This is a genomic window from Fundidesulfovibrio sp., from assembly GCF_058402725.1.
This window is the reverse complement of the sequence record NZ_JBZVFJ010000089.1, coordinates 1-16,419: the sequence shown is the minus strand read 5'-3', so window position 1 is coordinate 16,419 and position 16,419 is coordinate 1. Positions and strand designations below refer to the sequence as shown.

The window sequence follows — 16,419 nt, the reverse complement described above, 5'->3', positions numbered from 1 at the left end:
GGTGCACTTGCGCCGCCAGACGCTCCACTTCGGCGGGCGTGGAGGTCCGCTCCGGGTAGAGCTGGGAGAGCCAGGCCGCGTTCTGGGCGTGGAAGAAGCACTGGGCGGCCACGGAGGCGGCAAGCAGGTGGAGGGTTTCGGGGTCCAGGGGGCCTCGGGCGATGTCCCGGACGATCTCTTCCAGCACGTCCTTGATGGGGCGCATGAAACGCTCCACCAGGGGCCGGAAGCTCGGGCTGGGGTTGGCCACCTCCAGCCAGAAGAGCTTGCCGCGCCGTGCTGATTCGGGGTCCTCGGGGAAATTGAGGCGGTACATGTTGGCGATGAGGCGGCGCAGGCGCTCCCCGGGCGGCTGGTCGGCCTCCAGGCCTTCCTGCATGGGGTAGAGGGTCTGGCAGTCGGCCATGACCTTCTCCAGGACGGCGGCGTGGAGGGCCTCCTTGGAGCCGAAGTGGTAGTTGACGGCGGCCACGTTGGCCTGGGCGCGGGTGCAGATGTCGCGCACGGTGGCGGCCGAGTAGCCCTTTTCCAGAAAGACCTCGATGGCGGCCTCGACGATGCGGTCGCGGGTGTCTGCCGGTTCCATGGGGACCTCGCTTCAATCGTTGCTTCAAGCCGTGATTAAAACGTTGTTTGAAATCTGTCAACACCCGTCCCACGGCGGCGGATGCCGCCCTGAACGCGGGACGCTGCGGCAGGAAAAGGCCGAGGGGGGTCGAGGTCCGCGCCGCCCGTACCGCCCCGCCGGGGACAAGGGGGTCGCGCCGCGCGGTCAGGCGCCGTGCAAAGGAAGGCGGATGATGAAGGTGGCGCCCGCGCCTTCGGCGGTCTCGAAGGTGAGCGAGCCCTTGTGCTTGTTCACCACGATGTCGTGGGAGATGGCCAGGCCCTGCCCGGAGCCCTTGCCCACCTCCTTGGTGGTGAAGAACATTTCGAACACCCTGGGCTGCACGGCCTCGGGGATGCCGGGGCCGTTGTCGGCGATGCGTATCTCGGCCGTGTCGCCGTCCTTGCGGGTGGAGATGGTGATGACGCCCGGGCCGTCGTCCGGCCTTGCCGCGTCGCCGATGGCGTGGGCCGCGTTGACGATGATGTTCAGGAGCACCTGGTTGATCTCGCCCGGGTGGCAGGGAACCTCGGTGAGGGCCTCGTCGAAGTCGGTGCGCACCTGGGCCACGTACTTCCACTCGTTGCGCGAGATGGTCAGGGTGTTGCGGATGGCCTGGTGGATGTTCACGGGGTGCATTTCCTCTCCGCCGGAGTGGGAGAAGCGCTTCATGGCCTGCACGATGGTGCCGATGCGCTCGATACCGTCGAAGATGCGCGCGAAGGTGCGGGGGGTCTCCTCCCGGATGAAGCCGATGTCGATCTCCTCCAGGAGGGATCTTGCGGAGGCCGCGAAGGCCTTGTGATCCTGGGAATCGTCGCCCGCGAAGGCCTCTGTGAGGGCCAAGGCGCGCTCCATGTCCGCGAAGGCGTCCTTGAGAAACTGCACCGAGTCGCCCACGAACTGCGTGGGGGTGTTGATCTCGTGGGCGATGCCCGCCGCCAGCTGTCCCACGGCCTCGAGCTTGGCCGCCTGGGAGAGCTTGGCCTCCAGGAACTTGATCTCTGAGATGTCGTCGCCCAGGATGAGCAGTCCGTCGGCCTTGCCGTCCTCGCCGCGCACGGGGTTCACGACGATGACGAAGAAGCCTTTGCCGCCGTCGGGCCGCTGATACCAGACGTTGTAGAGCCTGCGGGGCACGAGGAGCTCCCGGGCCTGGGCCACTCCAGCCAGCACGGCGTCCCAGTCCCACTTGAGGGGGAGGGAGTCCAGACTCCGGCCCAAGGCCTCTCCGGCGGTCAGGCCCAGGGCGTGCTCGGCCGCCCCGTTCCAGCGGGCCACGCGGCCCTCGCGGTCGATGCCGATGAGGATGGCGGAGATGGAGGAGAGGATCTGGATGATCTCGCGGTGGGCCTGCCTGCGCTCGGTCACCTCCACGTGGAGCAGTTGGATGGCGCGGTCCAGCTCCCTGGTGCGCAGGGCCACGCGCTGCTCGATCTCGGCGTAGGCGGCCTGCAGTTCCAGTTCAGCGGTTTTGCGGGCCGTGATGTCCATGTCGGCCCCCACCATGCGCAGGAGCGCGCCGCCGGGGCCGTGATCCACCAGGGCGTTGGCCTTGATGTGGCGCACCAGCCCGTCGGACTGGCGGATGATGCGGAACTCCACGTCGAAGTCGGCCTCGCCGCGCAGGGCGCGGTCGATGGCCTGGAGGCTGCCGGGCAGGTCGTCGGGGTGGACCATGGCCCTCCATTGATCCATGGGGACGCTCTGGCCCGTCTTTTCAACGCCGTAGATGTGGTACATCGTGTCGTCCCAGACCAGGGCGTCGCCGGCCACGTCCAGGTCCCAGATGCCGATGCCCGAGGCGTGGGTGGCCAGTTGCAGGCGCTCGCTGGTGGTCTTGAGGCGCTCCTGGGCCTGGATGCGCTCGGTGATGTCCTCGCTGGTGACGATCACTTCGTTGGGGACATGCTCGGGATTCACGGGGTTGCAGATCATGCGCAGGGAGGAGGTCTTGCCGCCCGTGATGGAGGTGTAGGCGCCCTCGAAGACCGAGGGAGCGCCTTTCAGGGCGCGCTGGACGTGCTCCTGGAGGTTGTCCGCGCTGTCCCGGGCCGCGTCGAACCCGATGATGGCCTCGCGCGGGGCGCCAATCTGCTCGGCGAGCAGATGGTTGCAGTCGAGCACTTTGCCGTCGGCGGACAGGTGCATGATGCCCACGGGAGAGTTGTCGAAAATGATGCGCAGGCGTCCGGCGCTCTGGCGCAGGGCCGTGAAGACCCGGGTCACCCAGGCGGCCAGCAGGTAGATGAGCACGGAAAGGCCGGTGGCGAAGCCCAGGTATTGGGCGCGTCTGGTGTGGTAGCCGGCCAGGGCGTCGGCCTCCGAGACGCTGATGACCACGCTCAGCGGGAAGCCTTCCACGGAGCGGAAACTGCAGAGCATGGCCTGTCCGGTGGCGGGGTCCGTCAGGGTGTAGTTGGCGGTGCGCCAGGAGGTGTCGCGCAGGAAGCGGACCATGGCGTCGTCGAGGAGCGTGCCCACGGTATTGCCGGTCATGTTCTTCTGGGCGCGGATCACGCCGTCGTGTCCAACGAGGATGATGCGTCCGTGGGGACCGATGTCGATGTCCTGGTAGAAAGAGGAGAGGTAGAAGGGATCCAGGGAGACCACCACCACGCCCGCGAAGGACTTGTCCGCCCTTGTGAGGCGCGTGGTGAGCTGGATGGACCACTTTCCCGAAACCTTGCCCAGCACGGGCTTGCTGACGAACAGTCCGATGTCTTGCGGCGTGGCGTGCACCTTGAAGTGTTCGCGCCCCGAGAGGTCCACCGGGGCGAACCCCGGGATGCTGCTGGCGGAGACGAAGCCCTTCTCGTTGATGATGGCCAGTTGCTGGAAGATGCTCATGGCCTTGGGGTCCACCTTGATCACTGAGCCCAGGTCGAGCTTGTCGTCCTCCTGGTAGCGCGAGCGGATGGAGAGGGCCAGGAGGCTGGCCTGCTCGAAGGTGCGGATGGCGTGCTCCTCCACGGCGCGGGAGATGTTGGATGTGTCGCGGAACACGGCCTCGATGTCGAGGCGCTTTTCCTGGAGGCACTTGAAGTACACGCCCACGAAGAGAATGAGCACGATGAGCGTGGAAACGCCGTAACAGATCGCCACGGCATTGTTCTGAAGAAAATCGAATCGTCCGGTCTTGGCGCTGTATGCCGGGTTGCCCATGGCGTCTCCGTGCCTTTCGTTCCTTGCCAGCAGGCCAAAAGGTCGGACAGGGTGTTCCGCTCCTGGGGTGCGGCGAGGGTTCAATTCCTCACAGAGCGAGATTCAATCATTGCTGCTTCCGACCAGCAGGTCCGAGCGCTATGGAAGAGTCTTCCGAATGCAGGGCCGCGTAAAGCTGCGTCGGGGCACTGCCAATGCTAACCTGAATGCTAGATTGACGAACAACGGTTGTCAATCGAGCATGCGCGCCGTTTACCGTCCGCACGGGTTCGAAGAGGCCCGGCTTGAGGCAGGCTCCCGATGTTCAGGGCCACTGACGATAATGCGGAGAGGAAGAATTGCAGGTAGACCAGTGCCCCAATGTGCGAGCCGTCTGGTTTCCTCGCAGGGAAGAAAAAGTGGTGGTTCCGATCTCTTGTGCAGGAGAGCGCGGTTCGAGCGGAAAATGGTACGCCTTGCCGCCCTGGCGTTCGCCGCCGTGCTGGTGGAGGCCTCCCCGTAGGACATCGCGCGGCACAACTACCGCTCCGCCATGAGCCCGGCCAGCGTCATGCAATCCATGTTCGCGTGGACGGTGCGACACCGCGTGCCGTTCCTCCTGTGCGGGACGCGCCGCCATGCAGAGTACACGGCCCACGGGCTGCTTTCCAAGTTCCTGCGCGAGCACGAGGCCCGGCAGAGGGAAGCCCAGGAAAGAAAAAATGGGCCATGATGTTGCATCATGACCCATTGATTTCTCTGGTCGGGGCGGCGAGATTTGAACTCACGGCCCCCTGCGCCCAAGGCAGGTGCGCTGCCAGGCTGCGCTACGCCCCGTCCGGAAGGCGTTACCTAGTGAATAATCCCGCCCCTGGCAAGCCGATCCGGGGATCAATCGCCGATGGGGCCGCCCCGGGGGTCGGACGTGCCGAGACGCGTCACGTCGATGATCAGCGAGTGGATCACCGGGCGTCCTGAAATTTCCAGCGCCGTCACGCGGGCCTCCACATCGCGCACCTCCCCTCCGGACAGGCGGTGCCGGAAGCGGAAGAGGTTCTGGCGCGCGGCGCTGGCCTCGCGCAGGATGTCCATCACCTTCGCAGGCCCCAGCATGTTGATGGCCGCGATGTGCATCCCCCGCAGTTCGCTCAGGGGGTATCCGTAGAATGCCTCGGCAGCCGGATTGGCGTCCAGGATCACGCCGGTGGTCACGTCCGTCACCAACTGCACCGTGCAGTTGTCCAGGAACAGGGTCCGGTAGCGCGCCTCGGACTCGCGCAGGGCGATCTCGGAGGCCTTGGAATCCGTGATGTCCTGCACGGCCCCGAACACTTCGCGCGGCTTGCCGTCCTCCCCGCGCAGCAGGCGCAACGAGTCGCGCACCCAGCGCCAGCCGCCCGCGCCGTGCCGTACGCGGTATTCAAGCGTCAGGCAGCCCTGCTCGAAGAGCCTGTCGGGGATCGCCTGCCGAAGTCGCTGGCTGTCCGCCGGATGCACCAGCGAGCGCCAGAATCCGGGCGTATCCAGGAAGTCCGAGGGATGATGGCCCAGCACCTCCTGCACGTTGTCCGAAACGCTGGTCTGCGCGAAGTCCGCTCCGGCATCGAGGGCGTAAAGCACCACGGGCAGGCTGGTCAGCATGTGCTCCAGGTGCCGACGCGTGCCGGACAGGGCCTCCTCCACGGCCTTGCGCGCCGTGATGTCCAGCGAGAGGTGCAGCGCGCCGCGCAACGTGCCGTCGCCCCCCAGCACCGGCGTGCAACGGATCAGGAAGGAGCGCCCGGCTGGCGAGGTCACCTCGCCCTCCATGGGCTCGAGCCGTGCCATGGTCTGGGGCATCAGGCAGCCGGGGCATGGCTCCTCCCGGCCGTGGAAGGCCTCGTGGCAGCGCTGCCCTGTGCAGTCCTGGCCGCGCGCCATGGGGGATTCCGGGTCGCTGGTGTGCACCCAGAGGATGCGCAACTCCGTGTCCACGAACTTCACCGTGAGCCCTGGCAGAGCCTTGAGGATGGCGGCGCGCTCCTGGAGCACGTCGTCCAGGGTGGAGCCCATGACCGGCGCATGCGCCAGCATCTGCCCGGGCGTCAGGAAGAGTTCGGCGGGGTCCACGCCGAGAGCCTGCGCCATGCGCTCGATGCACTCGAACGACGGCGAGACCAACCCGCGTTCCACGCGTCCCAGGTAGCGGTCGGAAAGCCCGACGCGCTCTGCCAGTTGCACCTGTGTCAACCCCGCCTGCTGGCGGAGGTTCCGAAGGCGGTTTCCAAAGCGTTTTTTCAAGAAAAGCACCTCTTCTTGAGAAATTTTTAACAAAGAAAGGCGCAACCGGAAACAACCCGACGGGTTGGACGCCTCAATAGCTTATCAAGACAAGATGACCCACCTCTCCCAGCATGAAGCTTTTCATGCAGGAAAAGTCAACTGCCCTTTTCAGCCGCGATGCGATGGGATAGGGGAGGCCATGCACGGACACCCGCTCGTCTCGGGCCTTCTGGGCCAGCTCGAAGCGCTGGAACGTTCCGCGCGGCAGGCTGGCGTGCCGCTCCTGGCGGGCCAGGCCGAGGCCTTGCGCCAGACCTCCCTGGCTCTGGCCGCAGAGCGGGCCGCCCTGGACGATTCCCGCGCCCAGGCGGTGGCCAAGGCCCGTTTTCTGGAGCGCGCCATCGAGGAGAACCGGAGGCGTTACGAGGAAAGCCTGCGCTCCTTCGAGCGCTTCCGGCAGGGGTTCGGGCTGGTGGAGTCCCTGCGCGATCTGGGCGAACTGCCGGCGCTCCTGGAGTCCGTGCGAGGGCTTTTCCGCCTGGCGGCGGTGCGCCTGGTGCTGGACGAGGAGGAGTTCGGCCCCTGCCTACCGGCGGATTTGCCCGTGCTCCCCGCCCGGCATCTGGCCCTCGAGGCCCAGGCAGTGCGCGCCTCGGGCAGGCGATCCTATGTGGGGCCGTGCTCCGGAGCGCCCGGCGAAACCCTCACCCGTTCGGAGCGAAAACGCTGGGGCTCCTGCTTCATCTACCCCCTGGAGGACCGCTTCCGGGAGGGGCGCTGGGCCGGCATCCTCCTGGTGGCCGACGTGAACCCCGGACGCTACCTGCCCGACATGGCCACCGACTACATGGAGCATTTCTTCGACTCCCTGGCCGCCGCCGTGGCCCACCTGGCCGACCGCCGCAAGAACGAGGAGATGCGCGAGGACGTGGAGCGCATGGCCCGGCACGACCTCAAGAGCCCCCTCTCCGCCGTGCTCACCCTGCCGCAGTTCCTCATCGAGGCCGAGAACCTCACGGAGCGCCAGCGCGACATGGCCCGGCTCATGCTGGAGGCCGGGCGGCGCATGCAGTCGCTCATCACGCTCTCGCTTTCGCTCTACCGCATGGAGCGCGGCGAATACGTGCCCGAGCCCGTGGCACTGGACCTCGCGGCCCTGGCGCGCGCCGTGTGGGAGGAGTGCGGGGGACCGTGGCGCTCGGCGCGCATGCGCCTGGAGATCGAGACCCCGGAAGAGCCTTTCGTCGTGCAGGGGGAGGAGATTTTGTGCTACGCGCTCTTCTCAAACCTGATCAAGAACGCCCTGGAGGCTTCCAACCCCGGCGAGGTCGTGACCCTGCGCCTGCTGCGCGAGGCCGACTGGGACGTGGCCGAGGTGGCCAACCGGGGCGACGTGCCCGAGCAGGTGCGCGCTTCGTTCTTCCGCAAGTACGCCACCTTCGGCAAGCAGGGCGGCACGGGCCTGGGCACGTACACGGCCCGGCTCATCGCCCGCACCCACGGCGGCGACGTGGAGATGGAGACCGGCCAGGGCAGGGGCACCGTGGTGCGCGTGCGCCTGCCGCGCCCTAGCGACCTCCCGTGAACAACCCGTAGACCCGGGGGGCCAGACGCCTGAGCGCGGCGCCGAGCCCCAGGCAGAGCCCAGTGGCCGAGGCGGCCAAAAACGCCACATAGGCCAGCTGCCCGGCCGTGCCCGGCAGGACCAGCCACGGCGTCAGGTCCGCCAGCCAGGAGAGGGCGGGCTCGTGGAAGAGGTAGACGAAGAAGATCGAGCCCGAGAGGCGCAAGAGCCATGCCCGCTCGCCCAGCCGCCAGCCGCGCGAGGCCGTCCACACCGTCGCCACGCCCGCCAGCACGCTCACGCGCCACACCGGGAACTGCCAGCCCGGCCACAGCCCCTGCAGCTGCAGGGAGGCGCTCGCCGCGATGGTTAGCGCCCAGAGCCCCCAAAGCAGCGGAAGAAAGCGCCCCAGGCCGTCCAGGTCCATGCGCCGCGCCGCCAGCACCCCGCCCAGGCAGAAGAAGAAGGCCCCGCCCAGGTCCAGGGACACCCTGGGGATCTCCAGCGTGTTCCAGGCGGCCCAGAGCAGGAACAGCCCGGCCCAGGGCAGGCGGCGGATCATCAGGGCGAAGAGGGGCGCGGCCAGGAAGAACGCGAAAAGGTCGCGCAGGAACCACAGCGGATAGACCAGCGGCCAGCCGTCCACACCGAGAAGGAGCGGCAGCACGCCGCGCGCCTTGAGGTAGCTCGTGCCGCCGATGCCGGGGATGGCCCCGAAGAGGGCCACGTAGGCGATCCACAGGCCGTTCACCAGGAGATAGGGCAGGAAGAGGGTGCGCAGGCGCTTGAGCACGAGGTCCGTGTAGCCGCCCGGGCCGCCGGGGTAGCGCAGGAAGAGCAGGTAGCCCGAGATGGCGAAATAGAGCGGCACGGCGGCCTGGAACAGGTGGCGACCCACCACGTTGAGCACGGCAGCGGCTTCGGGCGTGGGGGCCACGTGGGCCAGCAGGCCCTTGGGGGCGTGGATGCCCACCACGGCCAGCATGAGCAGGGCGCGAAGGGCCGAAATGCGCCGCGACGTGGCGGCGTCGATCAGGTTGTGCTGCATGGGAGGGGCTGTCGGGGCAGGCGGAGGACCGTCTTGATCCGGCTGCCGCCGCCGCGTGGAATGGTTCGGGAAGGTCGCCGGCTGAAGCCCCGGGCATGCCCCGTCGCTCCTGTCCGGTCCTGGGGCACGCTAGTCTCCGGCCTGGAGGGCCTGCTCGCCGGTGAGCCCGAAGCGGCGCTGGCGTCCCGCGTAGGCCGCCAGGGCCCTGTCCAGCTGGGCTGCGTCGAAGTCCGGCCAGAAGACGTCGGTGAAGTAGTATTCGGCGTAGGCGCTTTGCCAGAGCAGATAGTTGCTGATGCGCAGCTCGCCGGAGGTGCGCACCACAAGGTCCGGGTCGGGCTGCCCTGCGGTGAAGAGTTCCGCCGAAAAGCGCTCCTCGGTGATGTCGGCGGGCTTCACGCCCTGCTCCACGAGCCTGCGGCAGGCGCGCAGGATCTCGGCCCGGCCCGAGTAGTTGAGGGCGAGGTTCAGGGTCATGGAGCGGCAGTGGGCGGTTTTTTTCAGCACGTGGGAGAGGGCCTGGCGCACGGCGAAAGGGAAGTCCTCCAGTTCGCCCAGCACGTTGAAGCGGATGTCCTGCTCCACCAGGGAGGCCAGTTCGTTGCCCAGGAAGCGCACCAGGAGGTCGAAGAGGGTGCGCACTTCGTCCTGGGGCCGCTTCCAGTTCTCCTTGGAGAAGGTGTAGAGCGTCAGGTGGGCGATGCCCAGCTCGCGGCAGCGGGTGACGAGGCGCTTGGCGGTCTCGGTGCCGGCCCTGTGTCCCTCGCTGCGCGAGAGGCCCCGGGCCTTGGCCCAGCGGCCGTTGCCGTCCATGATCACGGCGAGGTGGCGCGGGAGCGCCTGCGGCGTGTCGCTCATGGGTGATCCTGTGGTGTGGAGCGCAAGCGGCCCCCGGGTGGAAGTCGCCCAGGGGCCGGTGGTGTCGTGATGAAGGCCTCCGCCGGATCGCGGCGCGCCCGGAATGCGGCCGGGATTGCCCGTGCGGCGGCGTTCGCGCCTGCCGGAGATCCGGGCTAGATCTCCATGATCTCCTTCTCCTTCTTGGCAAGGCTCTGCTCGAGCTTGGCCACGTAGGAGTCGGTGGTCTTCTGGATGTCGGCCTCGCCCTTGCGCAGGTCGTCCTCGGAGATGGCCTTGTCCTTCTGGAGCTTCTTGAGGGCGTCGTTGGCGTCGCGGCGGATATTGCGCACGGCCACCTTGGCCTCCTCGGTGTACTTCTTGGCCACCTTGACGAGTTCCTTGCGGCGGTCTTCGGTGAGGGGGGGCAGGCCGATGCGGATGATCTTGCCGTCGTTGATGGGCGTGAGGCCCAGGTCGGATTTCTGGATGGCCTTTTCCACCAGTCCGAAGGCCGCGCGGTCCCAGGGCTGGATGGTGATGGTGCGGCTGTCCGGGGTGGAGAGGGAGGCGATCTGGTCGATGGGCGTGGGGGTGCCGTAGTAGTCGACCTTCAGGCCGTCGAGCAGGGCCACGGAGGCCCGGCCGGTGCGCAGGTGGGAGAACTCCTTTTCCAGGGAGGCGACAGCCTTTTCCATGCGGGTCTTGGCGTCCCCGAGCACTTTGTCCATGCGTCTCTCCTTATTCGACGATGGTTCCGGCACGCTGTCCGGTGACCACCTTGTTCAAATTGCCCGGCACGAACATGTTGAAGACCACGATGGGCATCTTGTTGTCCATGGCCAGGGTGACCGCCGTGGAGTCCATGACCTTGAGCTGCTTTTCCAGCACTTCCATGTAGGTCAGGCGCTCAAAGAGCACGGCGTCGGAATGCTTCTTGGGGTCCTTGTCGTAGACGCCGTCCACCTTGGTGCCCTTGATGATCACTTCGCTCTTGAGCTCCATGGCGCGCAGGGCGGCGGCGGTGTCGGTGGTGAAGTAGGGGTTGCCCGTGCCCGCGGCGCAGATGACCACGCGCCCCTTTTCCAGGTGGCGGACGGCGCGGCGGCGGATGTAGGGCTCGCAGACCTCCTGCATGGTGATGGCGGAGAGCACGCGGGTGGAGAGGCCGAGCTTCTCAAGGGCGTCCTGCACGGCCACGGCGTTCATGACCGTGGCCAGCATGCCCATGTAGTCGGCGCTGGCGCGCTCCATGCCGGAGGCCGAGGCGGACATGCCCCGGAAGATGTTGCCCCCGCCGATGACCATGGCCAGCTCCACGCCCTTGGCGGCTGCGTCCACGATCTCCTTGCAGAATGCGCCGACGGTGTCCGGGTCGATGCCGAACCCCCGGGGGCCGGCCAGGGCCTCGCCCGAGAGCTTGAGAAGGATGCGCTTGAAGCGAAGGTTGTCCATGTGCGTTGATCCTCGGATTGCAAGACCCGTGACGGGAAGCTTCCTAAAAGGTTTTGGAGAAAAGCGCGAGGGGAAACTTCCTGGCCTCCCCCCGCGCTTCCGGCGGGATCGTCAAGAAAAACGGGCCTTGCGGCCCGTTCTGTTGCGCTAGTCGTCGGTGGCGTCTTCGCCCAGTTGCATGCGCACGAAGCGCCCGATCTGGATGTTTTCGCCCAGGGTGGCCACGAGGTTGTTCAGGAGGTCCTGGATGGAGAGCTTGTCGTCCTTGATGAAGGGCTGATCAAGCAGGCAGACTTCCTTGTAGAACTTCTTGATGCGGCCCTCGACGATCTTCTCGGCGATGTTGTCGGGCTTGCCCTCGGCCTTGGTCTGGGCCATGAAGATGGCCTTTTCCTTTTCCAGCACGTCGGCGGGCAGCTGGTCGGGGGAGACACAGAGGGGGTTGGCGGCGGCCACCTGCATGGCCACGTTCTTGGCGAATTCCTGGAACTTGTCGCCGCGCGCCACGAAGTCGGTCTCGCACTTGATTTCCACAAGCACGGCGATCTTGCCGTTGGAGTGGACGTAGGAGCCGATGACGCCTTCGCTGGTGGCGCGGCCGGCCTTCTTGGCGGCCTTGGCCAGGCCCTTCTCGCGCAGCCAGGCCACGGCCTTGTCCATGTCGCCGCCGCAGGCTTCCAGAGCCTTCTTGCAGTCCATCATGCCCGCGCTGGTCGTGTCGCGCAGTTGTTTCACCGTGCTGGCGCTGATCTGGGACATGTCTAGCGGGCCTCCTCTTCGGCTTCGGCGGTTTGGGTTTCCTCGGCGGCTTCGGGCTTTTCGTCGGCATTGGCGGCCATGGCGCGTTCGTCGCCCTGGTCCTTGCCGGAGGCCTCGCCCTCGAGGCAGGCGTCGGCCACGCAGGTGACGAAGAGCTTGATGGCGCGGATGGCGTCGTCGTTGCCGGGGATGATGTAGTCGATCACGTCGGGGTCGCAGTTGGTGTCCACCACGGCCACCACGGGGATGCCCAGCTTGCGGCACTCCTGCACGGCGATCTCTTCGCGCTTGGGGTCGATGATGAAGGCGGCGGCCGGGACGCTGTCCATGTCCTTGATGCCGCCCAGGGTGGCGTTGAGCTTGGTGACCTCGCGGCCGTACATGGCGATTTCTTTCTTGTGGTAGCGCTTGATGGTGCCGTCGCCGAAGGCGGTCTCAAGCTTCTTCAGGCGGTCGATGGAGCCGCGGATGGTCTGGAAGTTGGTGAGCATGCCGCCCATCCAGCGATTGGTGACGAAGTACTGCCCGGCGCGCTCGGCCTCTTTCTTCACGGCTTCCTGCGCCTGGCGCTTGGTGCCCACGAAGATGATCTTGCCGCCCTTGGCGACGGTTTCCACCAGGAAGTCGTGGGCCTTCTGGAAGAGCTTCACGGTCTGCTGGAGGTCGATGATGTGGATGCCGTTGCGCGCGCCGAAGATGTAGGGGCGCATCTTGGGGTTCCACCGGCGGGTCTGGTGACCGAAGTGCACGCCGGTCTCCAACAGCTGCTTCATGCTGACGTAGGCCATGGGGCCCTCCTTTGGGTTGTGCCTCCACGCCGTTGGCCTTCCTCCTGCCCGAAGGGGCACCCTGGGAGGCGGGGTCCGGCGTGTGCGGAGTGATGAAAAGCAGGACTCCATACATCGGAGCGCTGAGCTTGGCAAGGGGGAAATGCGACGGCATGGGTGTGGGCGTCTCTCCACGCCATGCACCGTGCCGGATCTTGCACATCCGCTTGTGCAGTGCATTGCACTCCCGGCGGACCTGTGTGATGGAATATACGGAAATCCGAGGTGTTCCCCGTCGGCACGGCAAATGCTACCGGCGTAGTATGATTCAAACCCGAGGAGATACCGTCATGTCCAAGACTTCCCGTTTCTTCCAGGTGTTCGCGGGCTTCGCCCTGGCCTTCCTTGTGGGCGCCGCCGCCATGGCCCAGGACAAGGCCCACAAGCCGGGGGCCGACCACGCCGCCCAACCCGCCGCCGCGGCGGCCGCTCCGGCCAAGCCCGCCGTGTTCGCCCCCGGCGCGCCCCACTGGATCCACTCCCTGCCCGCCGACAAGCAGGACGCCGCCCGCGCCATCTGGCTGGCCGACGGCCGCCTGATCGCCGGGCACAAGGAGATGCTCAAGGCCAAGCGCCACGAACTCAAGGCGCTGCTCACCCTGCCCGGCGCCGACGACAAGGCCGTGGCCGCTGCGGTGAAGGACATCTCCGCCACCGAGGAGAAGCTCCTGAACGCCCAGATCAGCCTGCGCCGCAAGCTCGAAAAGGAAGGCATTCCCGCCTGGGCGCTGCCCGGCTTCGACGGCGGCAAGGACGAAAAGTGCGCCATGATGGGCGACGGTGACGGCGAAGGAAAGGGCAAGATGGGCATGATGGGCGGCCACGGCGAGGGCAAGGGCGACGCCAAGAGCCACGACTCCCACGGCAAGCCCGCCGAGGCTCCCAAGGCCCAGTAGGCTGCGGCCTGCGCGGATGTGCAAGCATCCGCGCCCATCAGCGAGCATGGAATACAGGCCGCGCCGCGCTCCTCCGGGGACGCGGCGCGGCTCGCCACGGAGGGCCGTGCATGATGTCGTTTCTTCGTTCAGCGTTTCGCGGCGTTTCGCAGTGGTTTGCGCGGCTTCGCGCCGCGCAGGCGCTGAAGGGGGCGGCCCCATCTTCTCGGGCTGCTTCCGGCCGGAGAGGCTTTCTGACCCTTGCGGCACTGGCCCCGCTGGGGGCCGCCGTCCCGGCCCTGGCCCGGAAATCCGACGGGCACGCCGGCCATGCGGCTCCGGGCGCGGGACACGCGGGACACGCCCCGGCCTTCGCCTGGCGCGACCCCTCCCGGCGCATCTCGCCGCCCCCGCCGCTCACCGGCAAGGGGACCGGCTCCGTGCGCACGCCCCACGTGCCGAGCCTGGGCTACGAGCTCGACGGCAAGGTGAAGGTCTTTCGCCTCATCGCCCAGCCCGTGGAACGCATGCTCCTGGACGGACCGCCCGCGCACGGCTCCGTGATCGACCGCTGGCACAAGGCCATGGGGGCCATGGAGGGCATGGACCTGCCCAAGAAGGCCCGGCTCTGGGGCTTCAACGGCTCAGTGCCCGGCCCGGCCATCGAGGTGGTCCAGGGCGACCGGGTGCGCATCCACGTGGCCAACGAGTTGCCCGAGGCCACTAGCGTGCACTGGCACGGCCTGGAGATCCCAAACGTCCAGGACGGCGTGGGCGGGCTCACCCAGGAGCCCATCCAGCCGGGACGCTCCTTCACCTACGAGTTCGAGGTGACCCAGACCGGAACCTTCCTGTACCACTCCTCCTTCAACGAGAAGAAGCAGGTGGGCATGGGCCTGGGGGGCTTCTTCATCGCCCACCCGGCCGACGGCTCGCGCCGCGTGGACCGCGACTTCGCCCTCATGCTCCAGGAGTGGCATTTCCTGCCCGGCAACGAGCACGTGGACGTGACCTCCACCGATCCCAACTGGTTCACCATCAACGGCAAGGCCGCGCCCTCCACCGAAGTGCTCCAGGCCGTGACGGGCGAGACCGTGCGCCTGCGCTTCGCCAACCTCTCCAACCTGCACGCCCACCCCATCCACCTGCACGGCGTCACCTGGCGCGTCACGGGCACCGAGGGCGGCCCCATCCCCGAGTCGGCCCAGTGGCCGGGCAACACCGTGAACGTGCCGCCCGGGACCGCGCGCGACGTGGAATTCACCTTCCGCTTCCCCGGCTACTGGCACATGCACTGCCACAAGCTGCACCATGTGGTGAACGCCCACGCCCCCGTGCCCATGGGGATCATGCCCATGGGCGGCATGACCATGCTCTTCGAGGCGCTCGAAGCTCCCGGACAGTCAGGCCACGGCGCGCCCGCCCCGCACCCGCCGACTGGGCCGTCCGGCCACGGAGGACACTGACATGCGCGCCATCCCCCTTCTTCTCCTGCTCACGCTTGCGGCCGCGTGCGCCCCGGTGCGCCCGGAGGCCGATTTCGGCAAGGTCTCGGACATCGCCCAGGAGCGCCTGGGCCAGCGTCCGCTCTGGCGTCTGACTCCCGAGGACGAGGCCTTCGCACGGGCGGAGGTCCAGGCCATTCTTTCGCGGGGCGTGGGCCAGCGCGAGGCCGTGCGCCTGGCGCTCTTCAACAACGCCGGGGTGCAGGCCCGCTTCGAGGAGATCGGCGCGGCCCGGGCCGACGTGGTGCAGGCCGGGCTGCCGCGCAACCCCTCGCTGGGGGTTCTGCTGGGCTTTCCGCTGTTCCAGGGCGGTCCCCTGGCCGCGCTGGCGGCCCAGGCCATGGTCTCCATCTCGGACCTGGCCGAGGTGAAGGACCGCACGGCCAAGGCCCAGGCCGAACTGGAGCGCGACATCCTCCTGGTGGGAAAGGCGGCCATGGACGCGGCCCGCGACGCGCGCCTGGCCTGGCTGGAGTGCGCCTACGCCCGCCGCGCGGAGGCGCTTACCCGGGACGTGGCCCGGCGCGCGGAGAAACTCTCGTTCGAAGCGGCGCGCTACCGGAATTACGGGCTGGCCGACGAGGGGCGCGTCGCCGCCCTGGAGGCTGCGGCGGCAAAGGCCGCGCTGGAGGTCTCGGCCGTGCGCTCGCGGGCGGCGGTGGCCAAGGCGCGTCTGGGGCGGGCCATGGGCCTGGACGGGGCGCAGGCCTTCGAGCTGGCCGAAGAGGCGGCGGACGCGCCCGCGCCCCTGCCGGACCGGGACGCGGCCGTGGCCTACGCCGCGGAGCACAGCCTGGAGGCGCTGGCCGCGCGCCACGCCCTGGCTGCGGCCCAGAGCGGCCGGGCGCTGGAGGGCGTGCGCTGGCTCAAGGACTTCGAGATCGGCGCGGGCTACGACTACGACATTGAGGGCAACCGGACTCTAGGCCCCATGGCCTCGCTGAAGCTCCCGCTCTTCGACCGCAACCAGGCGCAGCGGGCCAAGGCGGACTACCTGGTGCGCCGCGCGCAGCGTCTGGCCGAGGACGCGCGGACCGAGGCGGCCGAGCACGCGCTGCGCGCGCTGGAAGAGGCCTTCCTGGCCAGGGAGCGGGCCGGGGCGCTTTCCGCCCGGGTGCTTCCGCCTTCGGAGCGTGCGGCGGCGTGGGCCGCGCGCTACGCCCGGGCCATGCAGCTTTCCGATCTGGAGGCCCTGCACGCGGAACTGGACCTGCTGCGCGCCCGGCTGGAGCACAACGAGGCCCTCAAGGAGGAGCGCCAGGCCCTGGTGCGCCTGGAGCACGCCCTGGGCGGGCCTGTGGGGGGGAAGCCGTAGACGGCCGGTCTGGACGGAAGACCGATCCCGCCCCACCCGCCGCCCCTTCCCGGGAGGCCCCGCGCGCCGCCGCCGACCGATCGGAAGGCGATCGGCGGCGCCGCGCCGCGCGGGGCCTCCCGGGAAGGGGCGGCTGCGTTTCCCCTCCGGCCCTCCGGCCCTCCGGCCCTCCGGCCCTCCGGCCCTCCGGCCCTCCGGCCCTCCGGCCCTCCGGCCCTCCG

Annotated in this window: 13 protein-coding genes and 1 tRNA gene; 4 read left to right on the top strand and 10 right to left on the bottom strand. The window is 68.1% G+C overall.

Features of this window, described 5'->3' with window-relative positions; all coding sequences use genetic code 11:
• The 4 genes from ACV4UX_RS12300 to ACV4UX_RS12285 all read right to left on the bottom strand — a co-directional run.
• The coding region (locus ACV4UX_RS12300; protein WP_491593573.1) for a TetR/AcrR family transcriptional regulator at nt 1–586 on the bottom strand (586 nt) is incomplete at its 3' end.
• Between the two features lie 186 nt (nt 587–772).
• The gene (locus tag ACV4UX_RS12295; RefSeq protein WP_491593572.1) at nt 773–3,772 is read right to left on the bottom strand and encodes a PAS domain S-box protein; all 3,000 of its coding nucleotides are present in this window, start codon (nt 3,770–3,772) and stop codon (nt 773–775) included.
• A 739-nt stretch (nt 3,773–4,511) separates the two neighbouring features.
• A tRNA-Pro gene (locus ACV4UX_RS12290) sits at nt 4,512–4,588 on the bottom strand.
• 54 nt (nt 4,589–4,642) lie between these two features.
• Nucleotides 4,643–6,040, bottom strand: coding sequence for a PAS domain-containing protein (locus ACV4UX_RS12285; protein ID WP_491593571.1), 1,398 nt, complete (start codon nt 6,038–6,040; stop codon nt 4,643–4,645).
• Between the two features lie 172 nt (nt 6,041–6,212).
• Here ACV4UX_RS12285 and ACV4UX_RS12280 point away from each other — a divergent pair, with 172 nt between their 5' ends.
• Nucleotides 6,213–7,598, top strand: a complete 1,386-nt coding sequence (locus ACV4UX_RS12280) for a sensor histidine kinase (RefSeq protein WP_491593570.1) — start codon at nt 6,213–6,215, stop codon at nt 7,596–7,598.
• Here ACV4UX_RS12280 and ACV4UX_RS12275 read toward each other — a convergent pair.
• The 6 genes from ACV4UX_RS12275 to rpsB all read right to left on the bottom strand — a co-directional run bounded on the left by ACV4UX_RS12275 (nt 7,582) and on the right by rpsB (nt 12,464).
• Nucleotides 7,582–8,625 carry an acyltransferase family protein gene (locus tag ACV4UX_RS12275; RefSeq protein ID WP_491593569.1) on the bottom strand — a complete coding sequence of 348 codons (1,044 nt, stop codon included), beginning with the start codon at nt 8,623–8,625 and terminating at the stop codon, nt 7,582–7,584. The genes ACV4UX_RS12280 and ACV4UX_RS12275 overlap by 17 nt on opposite strands.
• A gap of 129 nt (nt 8,626–8,754) precedes the next feature.
• Complete coding sequence (gene uppS, locus ACV4UX_RS12270) at nt 8,755–9,483, bottom strand: polyprenyl diphosphate synthase (RefSeq protein ID WP_491593568.1); 729 nt, start codon at nt 9,481–9,483, stop codon at nt 8,755–8,757.
• A 155-nt stretch (nt 9,484–9,638) separates the two neighbouring features.
• Nucleotides 9,639–10,193: a ribosome recycling factor gene (frr, locus tag ACV4UX_RS12265; RefSeq protein WP_491593567.1), complete on the bottom strand. Its 555-nt coding sequence runs from the start codon at nt 10,191–10,193 to the stop codon at nt 9,639–9,641.
• Nucleotides 10,194–10,203: 10 nt separating this feature from the next.
• Nucleotides 10,204–10,917, bottom strand: a complete 714-nt coding sequence (pyrH, locus tag ACV4UX_RS12260; RefSeq protein ID WP_491593566.1) for a UMP kinase — start codon at nt 10,915–10,917, stop codon at nt 10,204–10,206.
• A gap of 147 nt (nt 10,918–11,064) precedes the next feature.
• On the bottom strand, nt 11,065–11,676 hold the full coding sequence (gene tsf / locus ACV4UX_RS12255) for a translation elongation factor Ts (RefSeq protein ID WP_491593565.1): 612 nt from the start codon (nt 11,674–11,676) through the stop codon (nt 11,065–11,067).
• Between the two features lie 2 nt (nt 11,677–11,678).
• Nucleotides 11,679–12,464, bottom strand: coding sequence for a 30S ribosomal protein S2 (gene rpsB / locus ACV4UX_RS12250; RefSeq protein ID WP_491593564.1), 786 nt, complete (start codon nt 12,462–12,464; stop codon nt 11,679–11,681).
• A gap of 329 nt (nt 12,465–12,793) precedes the next feature.
• On the opposite strand from rpsB, the gene ACV4UX_RS12245 reads away from it, so the two are divergent.
• From ACV4UX_RS12245 to ACV4UX_RS12235, 3 genes are all read left to right on the top strand, one after another.
• Entirely contained in the window at nt 12,794–13,399 is a 606-nt protein-coding gene (locus ACV4UX_RS12245; protein WP_491593563.1) for a hypothetical protein, read from the top strand.
• Between the two features lie 419 nt (nt 13,400–13,818).
• Complete coding sequence (locus ACV4UX_RS12240; RefSeq protein WP_491593562.1) at nt 13,819–14,844, top strand: multicopper oxidase family protein; 1,026 nt, start codon at nt 13,819–13,821, stop codon at nt 14,842–14,844.
• A gap of 1 nt (nt 14,845) precedes the next feature.
• Nucleotides 14,846–16,198 carry a TolC family protein gene (locus tag ACV4UX_RS12235; RefSeq protein ID WP_491593561.1) on the top strand — a complete coding sequence of 451 codons (1,353 nt, stop codon included), beginning with the start codon at nt 14,846–14,848 and terminating at the stop codon, nt 16,196–16,198.
• Nucleotides 16,199–16,419: the final 221 nt, after the last annotated feature.

Coding starts and splice junctions, on each gene's coding strand:
- ACV4UX_RS12295 (WP_491593572.1), bottom strand. CDS start 3,772: ATGGGCAACCCGGCATACAGCGCCAAGACCGGACGATTCGATTTTCTT.
- ACV4UX_RS12280 (WP_491593570.1), top strand. CDS start 6,213: ATGCACGGACACCCGCTCGTCTCGGGCCTTCTGGGCCAGCTCGAAGCG.
- ACV4UX_RS12275 (WP_491593569.1), bottom strand. CDS start 8,625: ATGCAGCACAACCTGATCGACGCCGCCACGTCGCGGCGCATTTCGGCC.
- uppS (WP_491593568.1), bottom strand. CDS start 9,483: ATGAGCGACACGCCGCAGGCGCTCCCGCGCCACCTCGCCGTGATCATG.
- frr (WP_491593567.1), bottom strand. CDS start 10,193: ATGGACAAAGTGCTCGGGGACGCCAAGACCCGCATGGAAAAGGCTGTC.
- pyrH (WP_491593566.1), bottom strand. CDS start 10,917: ATGGACAACCTTCGCTTCAAGCGCATCCTTCTCAAGCTCTCGGGCGAG.
- tsf (WP_491593565.1), bottom strand. CDS start 11,676: ATGTCCCAGATCAGCGCCAGCACGGTGAAACAACTGCGCGACACGACC.
- rpsB (WP_491593564.1), bottom strand. CDS start 12,464: ATGGCCTACGTCAGCATGAAGCAGCTGTTGGAGACCGGCGTGCACTTC.
- ACV4UX_RS12245 (WP_491593563.1), top strand. CDS start 12,794: ATGTCCAAGACTTCCCGTTTCTTCCAGGTGTTCGCGGGCTTCGCCCTG.
- ACV4UX_RS12235 (WP_491593561.1), top strand. CDS start 14,846: ATGCGCGCCATCCCCCTTCTTCTCCTGCTCACGCTTGCGGCCGCGTGC.